This is a genomic window from Pseudomonas sp. NPDC089422 (assembly GCF_044749405.1).
GTDB lineage: Bacteria > Pseudomonadota > Gammaproteobacteria > Pseudomonadales > Pseudomonadaceae > Aquipseudomonas.
The window spans coordinates 60,788-75,058 of record NZ_JBIVHW010000003.1; the positions used below are offsets into that span (position 1 = coordinate 60,788).

General features: G+C 63.3%; 17 protein-coding genes. 10 read left to right on the forward strand and 7 right to left on the reverse strand.

The genetic code is table 11. From position 1 onward, the window contains the following. Positions 1–54: 54 nt before the first annotated feature. The 4 genes from ACIPZ8_RS06440 to ACIPZ8_RS06455 form a co-directional block, all read right to left on the reverse strand. On the reverse strand, positions 55–543 hold the full coding sequence (locus tag ACIPZ8_RS06440) for a GreA/GreB family elongation factor (RefSeq protein ID WP_400720632.1): 489 nt from the start codon (positions 541–543) through the stop codon (positions 55–57). A gap of 68 nt (positions 544–611) precedes the next feature. Beyond that, on the reverse strand, positions 612–968 hold the full coding sequence (locus ACIPZ8_RS06445) for a hypothetical protein (RefSeq protein ID WP_294339381.1): 357 nt from the start codon (positions 966–968) through the stop codon (positions 612–614). 94 nt (positions 969–1,062) lie between these two features. After that, positions 1,063–2,916 carry a DUF4105 domain-containing protein gene (locus ACIPZ8_RS06450; protein WP_400720634.1) on the reverse strand — a complete coding sequence of 618 codons (1,854 nt, stop codon included), beginning with the start codon at positions 2,914–2,916 and terminating at the stop codon, positions 1,063–1,065. Positions 2,917–2,991: 75 nt separating this feature from the next. Then, entirely contained in the window at positions 2,992–3,480 is a 489-nt protein-coding gene (locus ACIPZ8_RS06455; RefSeq protein WP_054887210.1) for a DUF3015 domain-containing protein, read from the reverse strand. 252 nt (positions 3,481–3,732) lie between these two features. On the opposite strand from ACIPZ8_RS06455, the gene ACIPZ8_RS06460 reads away from it, so the two are divergent. From ACIPZ8_RS06460 to ACIPZ8_RS06480, 5 genes are all read left to right on the forward strand, one after another. Further along, positions 3,733–6,171 (forward strand): Lon protease family protein, encoded by a 2,439-nt coding sequence (locus ACIPZ8_RS06460; RefSeq protein WP_400720636.1) that lies wholly within the window; start codon positions 3,733–3,735, stop codon positions 6,169–6,171. A 161-nt stretch (positions 6,172–6,332) separates the two neighbouring features. Then, complete coding sequence (locus ACIPZ8_RS06465) at positions 6,333–6,671, forward strand: hypothetical protein (protein WP_400720639.1); 339 nt, start codon at positions 6,333–6,335, stop codon at positions 6,669–6,671. 108 nt (positions 6,672–6,779) lie between these two features. Beyond that, positions 6,780–7,268, forward strand: a complete 489-nt coding sequence (locus ACIPZ8_RS06470) for a TIGR00645 family protein (protein ID WP_003247486.1) — start codon at positions 6,780–6,782, stop codon at positions 7,266–7,268. 128 nt (positions 7,269–7,396) lie between these two features. Then, a complete protein-coding gene (locus tag ACIPZ8_RS06475) occupies positions 7,397–7,702 on the forward strand; it encodes a DUF6482 family protein (RefSeq protein ID WP_400720642.1) in 306 nt (101 codons plus the stop codon). An 85-nt stretch (positions 7,703–7,787) separates the two neighbouring features. Beyond that, positions 7,788–8,405 carry an FKBP-type peptidyl-prolyl cis-trans isomerase gene (locus ACIPZ8_RS06480; protein WP_294339349.1) on the forward strand — a complete coding sequence of 206 codons (618 nt, stop codon included), beginning with the start codon at positions 7,788–7,790 and terminating at the stop codon, positions 8,403–8,405. A 26-nt stretch (positions 8,406–8,431) separates the two neighbouring features. Here the strand turns inward: ACIPZ8_RS06480 and ACIPZ8_RS06485 are convergent, their stop codons facing one another. The 3 genes from ACIPZ8_RS06485 to ACIPZ8_RS06495 form a co-directional block, all read right to left on the reverse strand. Then, positions 8,432–8,677 (reverse strand): hypothetical protein, encoded by a 246-nt coding sequence (locus tag ACIPZ8_RS06485; RefSeq protein WP_400720644.1) that lies wholly within the window; start codon positions 8,675–8,677, stop codon positions 8,432–8,434. 81 nt (positions 8,678–8,758) lie between these two features. Continuing rightward, a complete protein-coding gene (locus tag ACIPZ8_RS06490; RefSeq protein WP_324120181.1) occupies positions 8,759–9,100 on the reverse strand; it encodes a zinc ribbon domain-containing protein YjdM in 342 nt (113 codons plus the stop codon). Between the two features lie 163 nt (positions 9,101–9,263). Continuing rightward, positions 9,264–10,232 carry a polyprenyl synthetase family protein gene (locus tag ACIPZ8_RS06495; protein WP_400720648.1) on the reverse strand — a complete coding sequence of 323 codons (969 nt, stop codon included), beginning with the start codon at positions 10,230–10,232 and terminating at the stop codon, positions 9,264–9,266. Positions 10,233–10,476: 244 nt separating this feature from the next. On the opposite strand from ACIPZ8_RS06495, the gene rplU reads away from it, so the two are divergent. The 5 genes from rplU to ACIPZ8_RS06520 all read left to right on the forward strand — a co-directional run bounded on the left by rplU (position 10,477) and on the right by ACIPZ8_RS06520 (position 14,167). Then, positions 10,477–10,791, forward strand: coding sequence for a 50S ribosomal protein L21 (gene rplU, locus ACIPZ8_RS06500; RefSeq protein ID WP_003247466.1), 315 nt, complete (start codon positions 10,477–10,479; stop codon positions 10,789–10,791). Between the two features lie 38 nt (positions 10,792–10,829). After that, positions 10,830–11,087, forward strand: a complete 258-nt coding sequence (rpmA, locus tag ACIPZ8_RS06505; RefSeq protein WP_003247464.1) for a 50S ribosomal protein L27 — start codon at positions 10,830–10,832, stop codon at positions 11,085–11,087. A gap of 188 nt (positions 11,088–11,275) precedes the next feature. After that, on the forward strand, positions 11,276–12,505 hold the full coding sequence (gene cgtA, locus ACIPZ8_RS06510) for an Obg family GTPase CgtA (RefSeq protein WP_400720651.1): 1,230 nt from the start codon (positions 11,276–11,278) through the stop codon (positions 12,503–12,505). Positions 12,506–12,590: 85 nt separating this feature from the next. Further along, on the forward strand, positions 12,591–13,709 hold the full coding sequence (gene proB / locus ACIPZ8_RS06515; RefSeq protein ID WP_159412162.1) for a glutamate 5-kinase: 1,119 nt from the start codon (positions 12,591–12,593) through the stop codon (positions 13,707–13,709). After that, positions 13,706–14,167 (forward strand): CreA family protein, encoded by a 462-nt coding sequence (locus tag ACIPZ8_RS06520; protein ID WP_400720654.1) that lies wholly within the window; start codon positions 13,706–13,708, stop codon positions 14,165–14,167. Before proB ends, ACIPZ8_RS06520 begins: the two co-directional genes overlap by 4 nt. The last annotated feature ends 104 nt before the right edge of the window (positions 14,168–14,271 follow it).

The following is a 14,271-nucleotide window of genomic DNA, read 5'->3' on the forward strand; positions in this document are numbered from 1 at the left end:
CCCCTGTAGGAGCGGCCTTGTGTCGCGAAAGGGCTGCAAAGCAGCCCCAGGACCTCAACCGATTTCGATAATCTCGATCATCCGATCCCCCGCCGGCCGCCGCCACAGCACTTCATCCCCAGGCCCGGCCCCAAGCAACGCCCGCCCCAGCGGCGATCCCCAGTTGATCATCCCGCGCCCGGCATCCGCCTCATCCTCGCCCACCAGCTGCACCACCTGCTCCTGGCCCTGCTCGTCGACGAACCTGACCCGGCTCCCAATCTGCACCTTGCTGCCTGAAGTCGCCGCCGGCACCACCTGCGCGCTTTGCAGCCGCGCGCTGAAATAGCGCAGGTCCCGTTCGGCATCGGCCAGGCGCTGCTTGTCGCCGCGCTCGCCCTCGGCCTGCAACTCGCTGCGCAAGGCATTCAGTTCGCTCACGCGCTGTTGCAGCTGGCGCAGGCCGCTGGCAGTGACGTAATTGGGCTGGTCGCTGACGCGCCGCTCCACCGGCTGGTCGGCCTGGGCGGCGGCCTGGTCTTCGTTGACGAATGCTCGGCTCATGCAATGGCCTCCTTCTGTTGGAGACCAGCATGGCAGGCCGGCAGTTTCAGTGGATGTCCGTTTGCGACCTACTTGCTGCGATAGGCACGGGCTGCACCCTGGTCCTTCTCCTGTTGCCACTCGCGATCACGTTCGTCCCAGAAGCGCTCATGGTACTGGCGCTGCTCCTCGCTGTTCTGCATCGCCTGGCACTGGCGGAAACCATCGTCCCAGCCCGTCTCGTAGTGGCGATCATGCAGGTAACGCGGCACGTCCTTCTTGAAGTCGCCAACCATCAACCCGGCCGCCTGACGGCCGCTGCTGCAACCGTCCTGATAGCCGTCGGCGTAGGCGGGGGGATAACCGTGGTTGACCATCTGATCGTGGGTGGTTTCACAACCCGCCAGCAACAACGCAATGCACACGCCAAACCAGTACCGCGACATGACCACCTGGACCCTTGGATAGATACCGGAAAGTCTAGGTGGCGATTTGTCGGGGAGCTGTCAAAACAGTGTCAAAGAGTCGGTTGGTTCACAATCAGTAGTGATACCACTTCAACTCCAGCATCACCTCATTCTGCGCGCTGGCCAAGTGGCTGAACTCCCGCGAAGCACTCAGCCTCACCCCCAGGTTCTGGCTGATTTCCCATTGTTGGTTCAGGCTCACACTGCGCCGCACCTCGCCATTGGTGAAGTAATCGCCCTTGGCTTCCAGCGTCATGTTGCCCAGGCCGTTGCGCCACAGCAGCCCGCCATTGAACCCCGTCGCCGGGGCAATGAACTGGGCGAAGTCGTTGTGGTGCTCGACCCGAACCGTGCCCAGGGCAAAGCCCAGCAGGCCATCGGCCAGTTGCCAGGTGCCACCGGCTCCGCCATGCACATGGCTCACCAGCACCTCGTCATCATGCTTGCCCGGCACCCGCTCCAGGCCACCTGCCACTTGCCAGGACCAGGGCTTGAGCAGCTCGTTGCGCGGCGTCAGCGAGCGGATGGTGGCCAGGTCCAGGCGTTGCACCTGCCAGTCGTTGCCTTCGTACTGGCGCACCTTGAGCTGCAGGATCTCGATCTGCGCCCCCAGCGGGAAGCCGTAGGCATTGTCGTTGAGGTCGTGATAGGCCATGCGCAGGCCGTACTCGGCATAGGCGCGATCCTCCCGGGTGCCGACGCCCAGTTGCCAGGTACGCGAGTCGTGGCCGTCCTCGGGCAGGCCGGGGCGCTCGATCTGCAAGGGCGGCGGCGGGTTGCCGTTGATGGCCCGCAGCAGCTCGAAACTGCGCTTGGCCTGCCCAGGGTCACGTTCCTGGCCATTGGCCCGGTAGCGCTCCAGGCGGTACGCGGCATCCTGCACCAGGGCCTGGCGCTCGCGGGGCAGGGCTTTGAATTCGGGGCTCTGCAACTGCGTGGTATCGGCACTGACGGCCAGCACCTGGCGCTTCTCGTCATGGTCCAGCGGCTCGGCCCGGGCCAGCAGCTCGCGTTCGCGTGACGGGCGGTAAGTTTCGCTGGCGACCAGGCCCGATTGCTTCACCGCCTTCACCGTATCGGTGGGGATGGCGGTGAGCGGGAACTGCGAGGTCAGGTCCAGGCTCGGCCGGGCCACTTGCAGCAGCTCCAGCAGGCGGTACGAGCAGTTTTCGTCGAAGAAGAAATAATCGAACTGGATCTGCTTCAGTTCCCACACGTGCTCGACCATGCGCCCGGTTTCTTCCGGCGTCAGGTCCAGCTGGTACTCCCACAGGTCGCGGTTCTCCAGGCTGCGGTATTCGGAGAGCTTTTCCTGGTAGGGCATCAGCGCGAACAGGCCCGGGTAGCCGCCCATCAGGCCCTTCCAGGCATACAGGATGCTGTTGTCGCTGCCTTCGATGTAGGCGCCGAAGTTGATCGCATAGCTCAGCAGCGTGGTGTCGTCGCTGCGGGTGTTGGACTGGTCGATGCGCAGCAGGGTGTGGCCGAACATCGACGATGGGCTGTTCAGGTAAGCCGCCGGGAAGATCAGCGCCGCGCTGTGCGGGTCGATCGACTGGTACCAGGTCTTGAATTCCTGGCAGTCCGGTTGCGGCAGGCCTTGCAGGTCGAGCTGTTCACGCAGCCAGCGGGTGCGCGCGGGGAACACGCACTGGGCGTGCTTGTCACCCAGGCTGGCCGGGGCGTACAGCGCTTCGACCGTGGCCTTGAGCTCCTGGTCCGGGTGGTGCGCGCCGTCGTCGGCGAGGAAGAAAGCGTCATCGTCCACATAGCTGCGCCAGCCACCGAGCTTGGCGGTTTCATAGTGGCCCAGGGCAATCCAGTAAGGGGTGTTGGCCAGTTGCTGGATACGGCCTGGGTCCAGCACGGGCATGGCATGAACGGGGGCGCAGGCACACAGCGCCAGGGAAGCGAGGCGTTTGAGCATGTCGGGCAACTACTTCTTAACGATGCCGAAAAAGGGCGAAACCCGCCCCGGGGGCCGGGGCGGGAGCAGCTGCACTCAGGCCTCGGTGGCGTATTTGGCCAGGCGTGGGTCGTTCTTCAGAACGGCCAGGGTGTTGCTGTGGACAGTTTCGGCAGTCACGTCGGCGCTGCTGAAGATCTGGTTGAAGTGCTGGTGGGTGACCGAGGCGAAGTAGCCGCGGTCTTCCGGCGCCACGCCGAGGACCACGGCGTAGGTGGTCAGGGCTTCGCCCTGGCCCATGGCCATGTCTTCGGACAGTTCGTTCATCATGCCATTCATGGCGAACCAGGATTTGCCGCCATAGGTCAGCGAAGCTTTGGTCGAGCAGCCGTTGGTGCCCGAAGTCATGCCGAAGGTGGCGTTACCGGAGGTGCCGTTGGTGGTGGAGGCCAGGAAGTGCGCTGGCGTACCGCGCTGGCCTTCGAACAGCATGTTGCCCCAGCCGCAGTTCGGGCCGCCCGGCGCTTCGGCGAGGGCGTTGAGCGAGACCACGGTGAACAGAGTACCCAGAAGAATCCGTTTCATAGCATTGTTCTCTTTGTCTTAACCAAGGGTCAGGGTTGTCTGGCAACGCGGTTGCCAGGTCGGGAAAGCATTTCACCCACCCGCGCAGCTTGGAGTTTAGGCATGTTCTAAAGGTTGCGTCGTTGATTGCGAAAAATTTGCTCGTCCATGACAGCGTCGCCGCTGCGACATAAAGTCCCGTGGAGCCTTGCAAGGCGCGCGCGGGCAGCGCCAGAATGCTGCGTATCTGCCCCGCCGAAGTAAGGAAACCCAATGCCCGATCCTGTCGCTGCGCGCCTGCGTCTCGCGCCTGAAGCCCTGACCCGGCGTTTCTCCCCCGAGCAGTTTGCCTTTACCAATACCGACGATCTGGAGCCGTTTCGCGGAGTCCTGGGCCAGGAGCGTGCTGTCGAGGCCCTGCAGTTCGGCGTGGCCATGCCGCGCCCTGGTTACAACGTGTATGTGATGGGCGAGCCGGGCACCGGCCGCTTCTCGTTCGTCAAGCGCTACCTCAAGGCCGAGGGCAAGCGCCAGCAGACCCCGGCCGACTGGGTCTACGTCAACCATTTCGATGACACCCGCGAGCCGCGTGCACTGGAGCTGCCATCCGGCAGCGCGGCCGAGTTCATCAGCGACATGGGCGGGTTGATCGACAACCTGCTGTCGACCTTCCCGGCGGTATTCGAGCACCCGTCGTACCAGCAGAAGAAGGGCGCCATCGACCGCGCCTTCAACCAGCGTTATGACCGTGCGCTGGATGTGATCGAGCGTGCATCGCTGGAAAAGGACGTGGCCCTGTACCGCGATGCCAGCAACGTCGCCTTCACCCCGATGGCCGATGGCAAGGCGCTGGACGAGGCCGAATTTGCCCAGTTGCCCGAAGAAATCCGCGAGCAGTTCCACGAGGACATCGCGCTGCTCGAGGAGCGCCTCAACGAGGAACTGGCCAGCCTGCCGCAATGGAAACGCGAGTCGAACAACCAGCTGCGCCAGCTCAACGAAGAAACCATCACCCTGGCCCTGCAGCCGCTGCTGGCGCCGCTGTCGGAGAAGTACGCCGAGAATGCGGCGGTCTGCGCCTACCTGCAGTCGATGCAGCTGAACCTGCTGCGTACCGTGGTTGAGCAACTGGTCGACGACAGCAAGACTGACGCCGTTGCGCGCAAGCTGCTCGAAGAGCAATACGCGCCTAGCCTGGTGGTCGGCCACCACGCTGACGGCGGTGCACCGGTGGTGTTCGAGCCCCACCCGACCTACGACAACCTGTTCGGGCGCATCGAATACAGCACCGACCAGGGGGCGCTGTACACCTCGTACCGGCAGCTGCGCCCGGGTGCGTTGCACCGTGCCAATGGCGGCTTCCTGATTCTCGAGGCCGAGAAGATGCTCGGCGAGCCGTTCGTCTGGGACGCCCTCAAGCGCGCCCTGCAGTCGCGCAAGCTGAAGATGGAGTCGCCGCTGGGCGAGCTGGGCCGTGTCGCCACGGTCAGCCTGACGCCGCAGATGATCCCGCTGAACGTCAAGCTGGTGATCATCGGTTCGCGCCAGCTGTACTACGCGCTGCAGGACCACGATCCGGACTTCCAGGAGATGTTCCGTGTGCTGGTCGACTTCGACGAAGACATGCCGATGGTCGACGAGAACCTCGAACAGTTCGCCCAGCTGCTGCGCACCCGCACCAACGAAGAAGGCATGGCGCCGCTGACCAGCGATGCGGTGGCACGCCTGGCCACCTACAGTGCCCGCCTGGCGGAAAACCAGTCGCGCCTGTCGGCACGCATCGGTGACCTGTTCCAGCTGGTCAGCGAGGCTGATTTCATCCGCCAGCTGGCCAGTGACGAAATGACCGATGCCGGGCACATCGAGCGTGCGCTCAAGGCCAAGGCCACCCGCACCGGGCGTGTCTCGCAACGGGTGCTCGACGACATGCTCGCCGGCATCATCCTGATCGACAGCGAAGGCGCGGCCATCGGCAAGTGCAACGGCCTGACCGTGCTGGAAGTCGGCGACTCGGCGTTCGGTATGCCGGCGCGCATTTCCGCCACCGTCTATCCGGGCGGCAGCGGCATCGTCGACATCGAGCGCGAGGTCAACCTCGGCCAGCCGATCCACTCCAAGGGGGTGATGATCCTCACCGGGTACCTGGGCAGCCGCTATGCCCAGGAATTCCCCCTGGCGATTTCCGCGAGCATCGCCCTGGAGCAGTCCTACGGCTATGTCGATGGCGACAGTGCCTCGCTGGGTGAGGCGTGCACGCTGATCTCGGCCTTGTCGCGCACACCGCTCAAGCAGTGCTTCGCCATCACCGGCTCGATCAACCAGTTCGGTGAAGTGCAGGCGGTGGGTGGGGTCAACGAGAAGATCGAAGGCTTCTTCCGCCTCTGCGAGGCACGTGGCTTGACCGGCGAGCAGGGGGTGATCATCCCGCGCGCCAACGTTGCCACGCTGATGCTGGACGAGCGCGTGCTGCAGGCGGTGGAGAACGGCATGTTCCACGTCTACGCCGTGAGCCAGGCCGACGAGGCGCTGAGCCTGCTGGTGGGCGAGGAGGCCGGGGAGCTGGACGACAAGGGCCAGTTCACCGAAGGCAGCGTCAACGCCCGGGTGGTCGAGCGCCTGCGCGAGATTGCCGAGATGATCAGCGAGGAAGAGATCGAGAAGGCAGAAAAGGAACGCCTGGAAGAGGTGATTGCCCAGGCCAAACCGGCCTGAGTCAATAAATCGGCGCTGGCGGCCATGTGCTACCGTTCAGCGCCGGTTTTCCATCTTTCTGTACTGTTCTTCTATGCTGGAACTTAAGGACGGTATCAGGGTTCAGGATGGAAACAGCCTGGTATTCAGGCTGAACAGGGCTCATTGGAGGGGACGCGGCCATGCGCAACCTCAGCCTTACTCGCCAGTGCCTGGGCCTGGTGACCCGCATCGAATGCAGCATCCGCCCGCTGGCCGGCGACAACGGCATGTGGACTTTGCTGTTCGCCGCCGGCATGGCCGGTGAACAACCCTCTGCGATCAAGGCCCAAGGGCCGTTCCATGGGCCGATGGTGGCCGAATCCGTGCTCAATGCCATCGTCGACAGCCTGACCCTGCATGGGTATCAGGTGGCCGATGATCCACAGATCTGGTGCCTGCACCTGCAGGCTCAGCTGCGGCGGATCAACGGCGAACGCTGCCGGCACCTGGGGGACTACCAGTTCCACCCTGAAACCTGAGCACACATACCCAGCGCTGCGGCATCCGGCCGCAGGCTTTTGCTGTCACAGGTGGCTGGCTATACTCGCGGCCGATTTTCCAGTCACCTGACGAGTCCCAAACCCTCCATGGAACGTATTCTCGAAAATGCGATGTATGCCTCGCGCTGGCTGCTCGCACCCATCTACTTCGGTCTGTCCCTCGGTCTGCTGGCCCTGGCGCTGAAATTCTTCCAGGAAGTTGTCCACGTCCTGCCCAACGTCTTCGCCCTCAGTGAAGCCGACCTGATCCTGGTCATCCTGTCGCTGATCGACATGTCGCTGGTGGGTGGCCTGCTGGTGATGGTGATGATTTCCGGCTACGAGAACTTTGTGTCGCAGCTGGACATCGACGAGAGCAAGGAGAAGCTCAACTGGCTGGGCAAGATGGACTCTTCGTCGCTGAAGATGAAGGTAGCCGCTTCGATCGTGGCGATCTCTTCCATCCACCTGCTGCGGGTGTTCATGGATGCGCAGAACATCTCCACCGATTACCTGATGTGGTACGTGATCATCCACATGACCTTCGTCGTCTCGGCCTTCTGCATGGGCTACCTGGACAAGCTGACCAAGCACTGAGTCCGGTTGCCTGTCACACCGCCCGGCCGTTGCAAAACGGACGGGCGGTGGCGTTTTTGGCTTGTACTTTCTGCCGGTCCGTACAAAAAATGAGCACTCATGCGTGGTTCCCAAAGCGAGGTGCTCTCATGAACCTGCATCAGCTCAACGCCGAGGCCAGGGCCGGCCATGTCGACGAACTGAACCTGATTGCCATCGAAGGCGGCGACTACCTGATCGAGGCCAGGGTCAAAGGCCATCCCCATCCCCTGTCCGATACCCGCGGTGAGCGCTTGCGCGTGCACTCGGTGGAGGATGCGCGCAAGTTGCTGCAGACCATTCCGATGGTGTCGATGAACCTCGTGCACTGGTCGGTGCAGGACGAAATGTGCGGCATGGGCACGCACCCGGAAGAAGACCTGAAGGTGCCGATTTCCCAGCGTTCGGCCTGGTAGCTGCTAGCGGCGCCCCAGTGTGCTAGGCTGCTCGCCCTTTTCATCAAGGGCGCGGCTGCACTGCGCCCTGCCGTGGAGCACGACAATGTCCGAACTCAACCTGTCCACCGACGAAACGCGCGTCAGCTACGGCATCGGCCGTCAACTGGGCGGCCAGCTGCGCGACAACCCGCCACCAGGCGTGAGCCTGGAAGCCATTCTGGCCGGCCTGACCGACGCTTTCAGCGGCGCTGAAAGCCGTGTCAGCGAAGCCGACCTGTCGGCCAGCTTCAAGGTCATCCGTGACCTGATGCAAGCCGAAGCGGCTGCCAAGGCTGAAGCCGCCGCTGCCGCTGGCAAGGAGTTCCTGGTCGAAAACGCCAAGCGTGACGGCATCACCACCCTGGCTTCGGGCCTGCAGTTCGAAGTGCTGACCGCAGGTGAAGGCGCCAAGCCGACCCGCGAAAGCAACGTGCGCACCCACTACCATGGCACCCTGATCGACGGCACTGTGTTCGACAGCTCCTACGATCGTGGCCAGCCGGCTGAATTCCCGGTTGGCGGCGTGATCGCTGGCTGGACCGAAGCCCTGCAGCTGATGAACGCCGGCAGCAAATGGCGCCTGTACGTGCCAAGCGAGCTGGCCTACGGCGCCCAAGGCGTTGGCAGCATCCCGCCGCACAGCACCCTGGTATTCGACGTCGAGCTGCTCGACGTTCTGTAATGCCGTTGAGGCCGGCGCTGCCGGCCTCAATTCCAGCCTGTTCCCCCAGGGCGCAAGGCCCGTGCATAGCAGAACAGAAACAGGTTGCGCACCAGTTCCTTGAGCACCAGCGGCTCACTCGAATTCAGCCCGTACAGATCCAGGTCACCCTGGTCGCGCAGCTCGTCCAGTGCTTCTTCTTCGAGCACAGCGCATACCTCACCGGTTTCCCGATGAAGGATGCGCAGGTAAGGGTGAGGGCGGTCCAGCCAGGCGTCGATCAGATAAGTCATGGCGATTCTCCTTGGAAAGCGGCTCCAATGAGAATAATTCTTATTATCAGAATAGCAAGCGCCAATTGGCAGAATGTGCAATCAGACCTTGCGCACGAATTCCGATTTCAGCTTCATGGCGCCGATGCCGTCGATCTTGCAGTCGATGTCGTGGTCGCCGTCGCACAGGCGGATGTTCTTGACCTTGGTGCCGACCTTGACCACCAGGGACGAGCCCTTGACCTTGAGGTCCTTGATCACGGTCACGGTGTCGCCGTCCTGCAGGACATTGCCGACCGAATCCTTCTTCACCACGTCATCGCTGGCTGCTTCGGCTTCGCCGCTGGCCGACCACTCGTGGGCGCACTCGGGGCAGATCAGCTGGGCGCCATCCTCGTAGGTGTATTCGGAGTTGCATTTGGGGCAGGGTGGCAGCGTGCTCACTTCGGTTCCTTAAACAGACAGACGGTTAAAGACCCATATTGTATAAGGTTTTGCGGGTGAAGTGTTCCGTCAGCACAAAAGCTTCGCGGGCAAGCCCGCTTCTACAGGGTGAGGTGTCTACCTGTAGGAGCGGGCTTGCCCGCGATGAAGGCGACTCGGTCTGTCAGTGGGTACGCGCGACCGCAAACTCGCTCAGCTCGACCAGCGCATCCCGGTATTCGCTGGCTGGCAGCACTTCCAGGCATTCGATGGCCCGCTTGACGTAGTCACGCGCCAGCTCGGCGGTGTACTTCAGGGCACCCGAAGCCTCGACGGCCTCGCGAATCTGCTCCAGGTCTTCCAGGCCACCCTTCTGGATCGCCTTGCGCACCAGTGCCGCCTGCTCCGGCGTACCTTCACGCATGGTGTAGATCAGCGGCAGGGTCGGCTTGCCTTCGGCCAGGTCGTCGCCGACGTTCTTGCCCAGGGCTTCGGCATCGCCTTCGTAGTCGAGCAGGTCGTCGACCAGCTGGAAGGCCACGCCCAGGTGGTCACCGAAGGTGCGCAGGGCTTCGCGCTGCTCTTCGCTGGCTTCGGCCAGTGCCGCAGCGCTGTGGGTCGAGGCTTCGAACAGCATGGCGGTCTTGCCGCGGATGACGTCCATGTAGACCTCTTCGGTGGTGCTGGCATCGCGTACCCGCGACAGCTGCAGCACTTCGCCTTCGGCGATCACCCGGGTGGCCTTGGAGAGAATCTGCATGACCTGCATCGAGCCCAGCTCGACCATCATCTCGAACGAACGTGAATAGAGGAAGTCGCCCACCAGCACGCTCGGTGCGTTGCCCCACAGGGCGTTGGCGGTGGAACGGCCACGGCGCATGCCCGACATGTCGACCACGTCGTCATGCAGCAGGGTGGCGGTGTGCAGGAACTCGATGGTCGCGGCCAGCAGGCGCAGGTCGGCGCCTTCACGGCCCAGGGCCTTGCCGCACAGCAGGACCAGCAGCGGACGCAGGCGCTTGCCGCCGGCGGACGTGATATAGTCGCCGATCTTCGATACCAGCGGCACGCGCGAGGTCAGCTGCTTCTTGATGATCTCGTCGACGGCGCTGAAATCTTCAGCTACCGCGCGGTAGAAGGATTGGGGTTGCATCGGCTGCTCCAGTGAGGTTGCGCGGCATGCTAGGTCGCGGGTCCCGGTGTGTCAAGGCGCGGTGCCTGCTGGCCGGGGGCGGGACTTGCAAGCAAAACCGGGGTTGCGTACAATCGCGCACCCTAACTTCCTGGGCAGCACCTGCCTTACGCAATTGCACAGGGCCGTTCCAGCCCCATGCAGCCATGCCAGCCAATACTCATCATATAAAGCGCTGGGTGAGCAGGATTATCGGAGAAATACCATGTCTTACGCAGTAATCGTTACCGGCGGCAAGCAGTACAAAGTCGCTGAAGGTGAATTCCTCAAGATCGAAAAACTGGAAGTCGCCACCGGCGAATCCGTGACTTTCGATCGCGTCCTGCTGGTTGCCAACGGTGAAGAAGTCACCATCGGCGCACCAGTCGTCGCCGGCGCTAAAGTGGTTGCCGAAGTCGTTTCGCAAGGCCGTCACGACAAGGTTCGCATCATCAAGTTCCGTCGTCGTAAGCACCACATGAAGCGTATGGGCCACCGCCAGTGGTTCACCGAGATCAAAATCACCGGTATCCAGGCTTAATCGCCTCGGTCCCCTGAATTTATTTGGAGAATTGAACCATGGCTCACAAGAAGGCTGGTGGTAGTACTCGTAACGGTCGCGACTCAGAATCGAAACGCCTTGGCGTGAAGATGTATGGCGGCCAGGTTATCAAGCCAGGCAACATCATCGTCCGTCAGCGCGGCACCGAATTCCACGCTGGCTACGGCGTTGGCATGGGCAAGGATCACACCTTGTTCGCCAAGATCGAAGGCGTGATCAAGTTCGAGAAGAAAGGCGAGTTCATGCGCCGTTACGTGAGCATCGTCGCCGCCTAATCGCGACGTCGCTCCAGAAGCCCCGTCATGCGACGGGGCTTTTTCGTTTGTGGTGAGCCTCTTGCAAAGCTGTTTGTATGGGCTGCCGGCGTGGGTTTCTACGGTCGTACGGGGCCGCCGCGCTCATTTTTGCAAGAGCCTCAGGTTTTTCAGTATTCAACTCGCCGACGGGCGAGAGGCGGTTTTCAATGAAGTTTGTTGACGAAGTATCCATTCGGGTCAAGGCCGGTGACGGCGGTAACGGTTGCATGAGCTTCCGCCGTGAGAAGTTCATCGAGAACGGCGGCCCTAACGGCGGCGACGGTGGTGATGGTGGTTCGGTGTACATGGTGGCCGACGAAAACCTCAACACCCTGGTCGACTACCGCTACACCCGTCATCACGAAGCCCAGCGCGGCTCCAACGGCGGCAGCACCGACTGTACCGGCAAGAAGGGCGATGACCTGTACCTGCGCGTGCCGGTCGGCACCACCGTGATCGACGCCTCGACCCAGGAAGTGATCGGTGACCTGGTCACCCCGGGCCAGAAGCTGATGGTCGCCCAGGGCGGCTGGCACGGCCTGGGCAACACCCGCTTCAAGTCCAGCACCAACCGTGCGCCGCGCCAGACCACGCCGGGCAAGCCGGGTGACCAGCGCGACCTGAAGATGGAACTGAAGGTCCTGGCCGACGTTGGCCTGCTCGGCCTGCCGAACGCTGGCAAGAGCACCTTCATCCGTTCGGTTTCGGCCGCCAAGCCGAAAGTCGCCGACTACCCGTTCACCACCCTGGTGCCGAACCTGGGCGTGGTCAGCGTCGACCGCTGGAAGAGCTTCGTCATCGCCGACATCCCCGGCCTGATCGAAGGCGCCTCCGACGGTGCCGGCCTGGGTATCCGCTTCCTCAAGCACCTGGCGCGTACCCGCGTGCTGCTGCACCTGGTCGACCTGGCGCCGCTGGACGGCAGCAGCCCGGCCGATGCCGCCGAAGTGATCATCAACGAGCTGACCCGCTTCAGCCCGTCGCTGACCGACCGTGAGCGCTGGCTGGTACTGAACAAGTCCGACATGCTGATGGAAGACGAGCGCGACGAGCGGGTCAAGGAAGTGGTCGAGCGCCTGCAGTGGGAAGGCCCGGTCTACGTGATCTCGGCCATCTCCAAGCAGGGCACCGAGCAACTCAGCCACGACCTGATGCGCTACATCGAAGACCGCGCCGACCGCCTGGCCAACGACCCGGCCTACGCCGAGGAACTGGCCGAACTGGACCAGCGCATCGAAGACGAAGCCCGCGCCCAGCTGCAGGCCCTGGACGACGCCCGTACCCTGCGTCGCACCGGCGTCAAGAGCGTGCACGACATCGGCGACGACGACGATGGCTGGGATGATGATTTCGAGGACGACGAAGACGGCCCGGAAATCATTTACGTGCGCGACTGATCGGTTGCAGTACACTAAACGCCGCTCTCGGGAGCGGCGTTTTTGTATCCACGGTATCTACAGATTCGACATAGGTTGGAAGAAGATGCGAAGCAAGGTGACGGGCGCCAAGCGCTGGGTCGTGAAGATTGGCAGTGCCCTGCTGACCGCCGATGGCAAGGGCCTCGACCGCGGCGCCATGGCCGTATGGGTCGAGCAGATGGTCGCGCTGCGTGAAGCAGGCGTGGAGTTGGTACTGGTCTCCTCCGGGGCCGTGGCTGCCGGCATGAGCCAGCTGGGCTGGACTTCGCGACCGAGTGCGATGAACGAGCTGCAGGCGGCTGCCTCGATCGGCCAGATGCGCCTGGTGCAGGCCTGGGAGACGAGCTTCGGCGAGCACGGCAAGCACACCGCGCAGATCCTCCTGACCCACGATGACCTGTCCGACCGCAAGCGTTACCTGAACGCCCGCAGCACCCTGCGTACCCTGGTCGACCTGGGCGTGGTGCCGGTGATCAACGAGAACGACACCGTGGTCACCGACGAGATCCGCTTCGGCGACAACGACACCCTGGCCGCGCTGGTGGCCAACCTGGTGGAAGCCGACCTGCTGGTGATCCTCACCGACCGCGACGGCATGTTCGATGCCGACCCGCGCAACAACCCCGAGGCCCAGCTGATCTACGAAGCCCGCGCCGACGACCCGTCGCTGGACGCCGTGGCCGGTGGTACCGGCGGTGCCCTGGGCCGTGGCGGCATGCAGACCAAGCTGCGCGCCGCGCGCCTGGCAGCCCGTTCCGGGGCCCACACGATCATCATCGGTGGCCGCATCGAGCGTGTGCTGGACCGTCTGAAGGCCGGTGAGCGCCTGGGCACGCTGCTGTCGCCCGAGCGCGGCATGCTGGCGGCACGCAAGCAGTGGCTGGCTGGGCACCTGCAGACTCGCGGCACCTTGGTGCTCGACGCGGGCGCCGTGCAGGCGCTGCGCGGGGCGAACAAAAGCTTGCTGCCAGTCGGCGTGAAGACCGTGCAGGGCAGCTTCCGCCGTGGCGAGATGGTGGTCTGCGTCGGCCCGGATGGCGTCGAGGTGGCCCGTGGCCTGGCCAACTACAGCGCGCTGGAGGCGCAGAAGATCATCGGCCAGCCGTCCGATCAGATCGAGGCCGTGCTGGGCTATATCGCCGAGCCGGAGCTGGTGCACCGCGACAACCTGGTGCTGGTATGAAGCTGCTCAAGCGGGCGCTCGCCCTGGCTGTCTTTGCTCTGCCGATGCTGGCCGGGGCCGAAGAGATCGGCCAGGTGTCCACCGTGTTCAAGTTCCTTGGGCCGAACGATCGCATCATGGTCGAGGCTTTTGACGACCCCAAGGTCGAGGGGGTGACCTGCTACCTGTCGCGGGCCAAGACTGGCGGCGTGAAGGGTGGTTTGGGGTTGGCGGAAGACCGGGCGGAGGCTTCGATTGCCTGCCGTCAGGTTGGGCCGATCAGCTTCAAGGGTGAGTTGAAGGACGGTGAGGAGGTGTTCAAGGAGCGCACCTCGCTGGTGTTCAAGACCATGCAGGTGGTGCGCTTCCTCGACAAGAAGCGCAATACCCTGGTGTATCTGGTGTATAGCGACCGCATGATCGAAGGCAGCCCGCAGAATGCGGTGACCGCAATTCCGATTCTGCCCTGGAATCATTGATGTCCAAGGGGAGGCCTTCGGCCTCCAATCGCGGATAAATCCGCTCCTACAAGCGTTCCCCTGTAGGAGCGGATTTATCCGCGAAAGGGCCGCAAAGCGGCCCC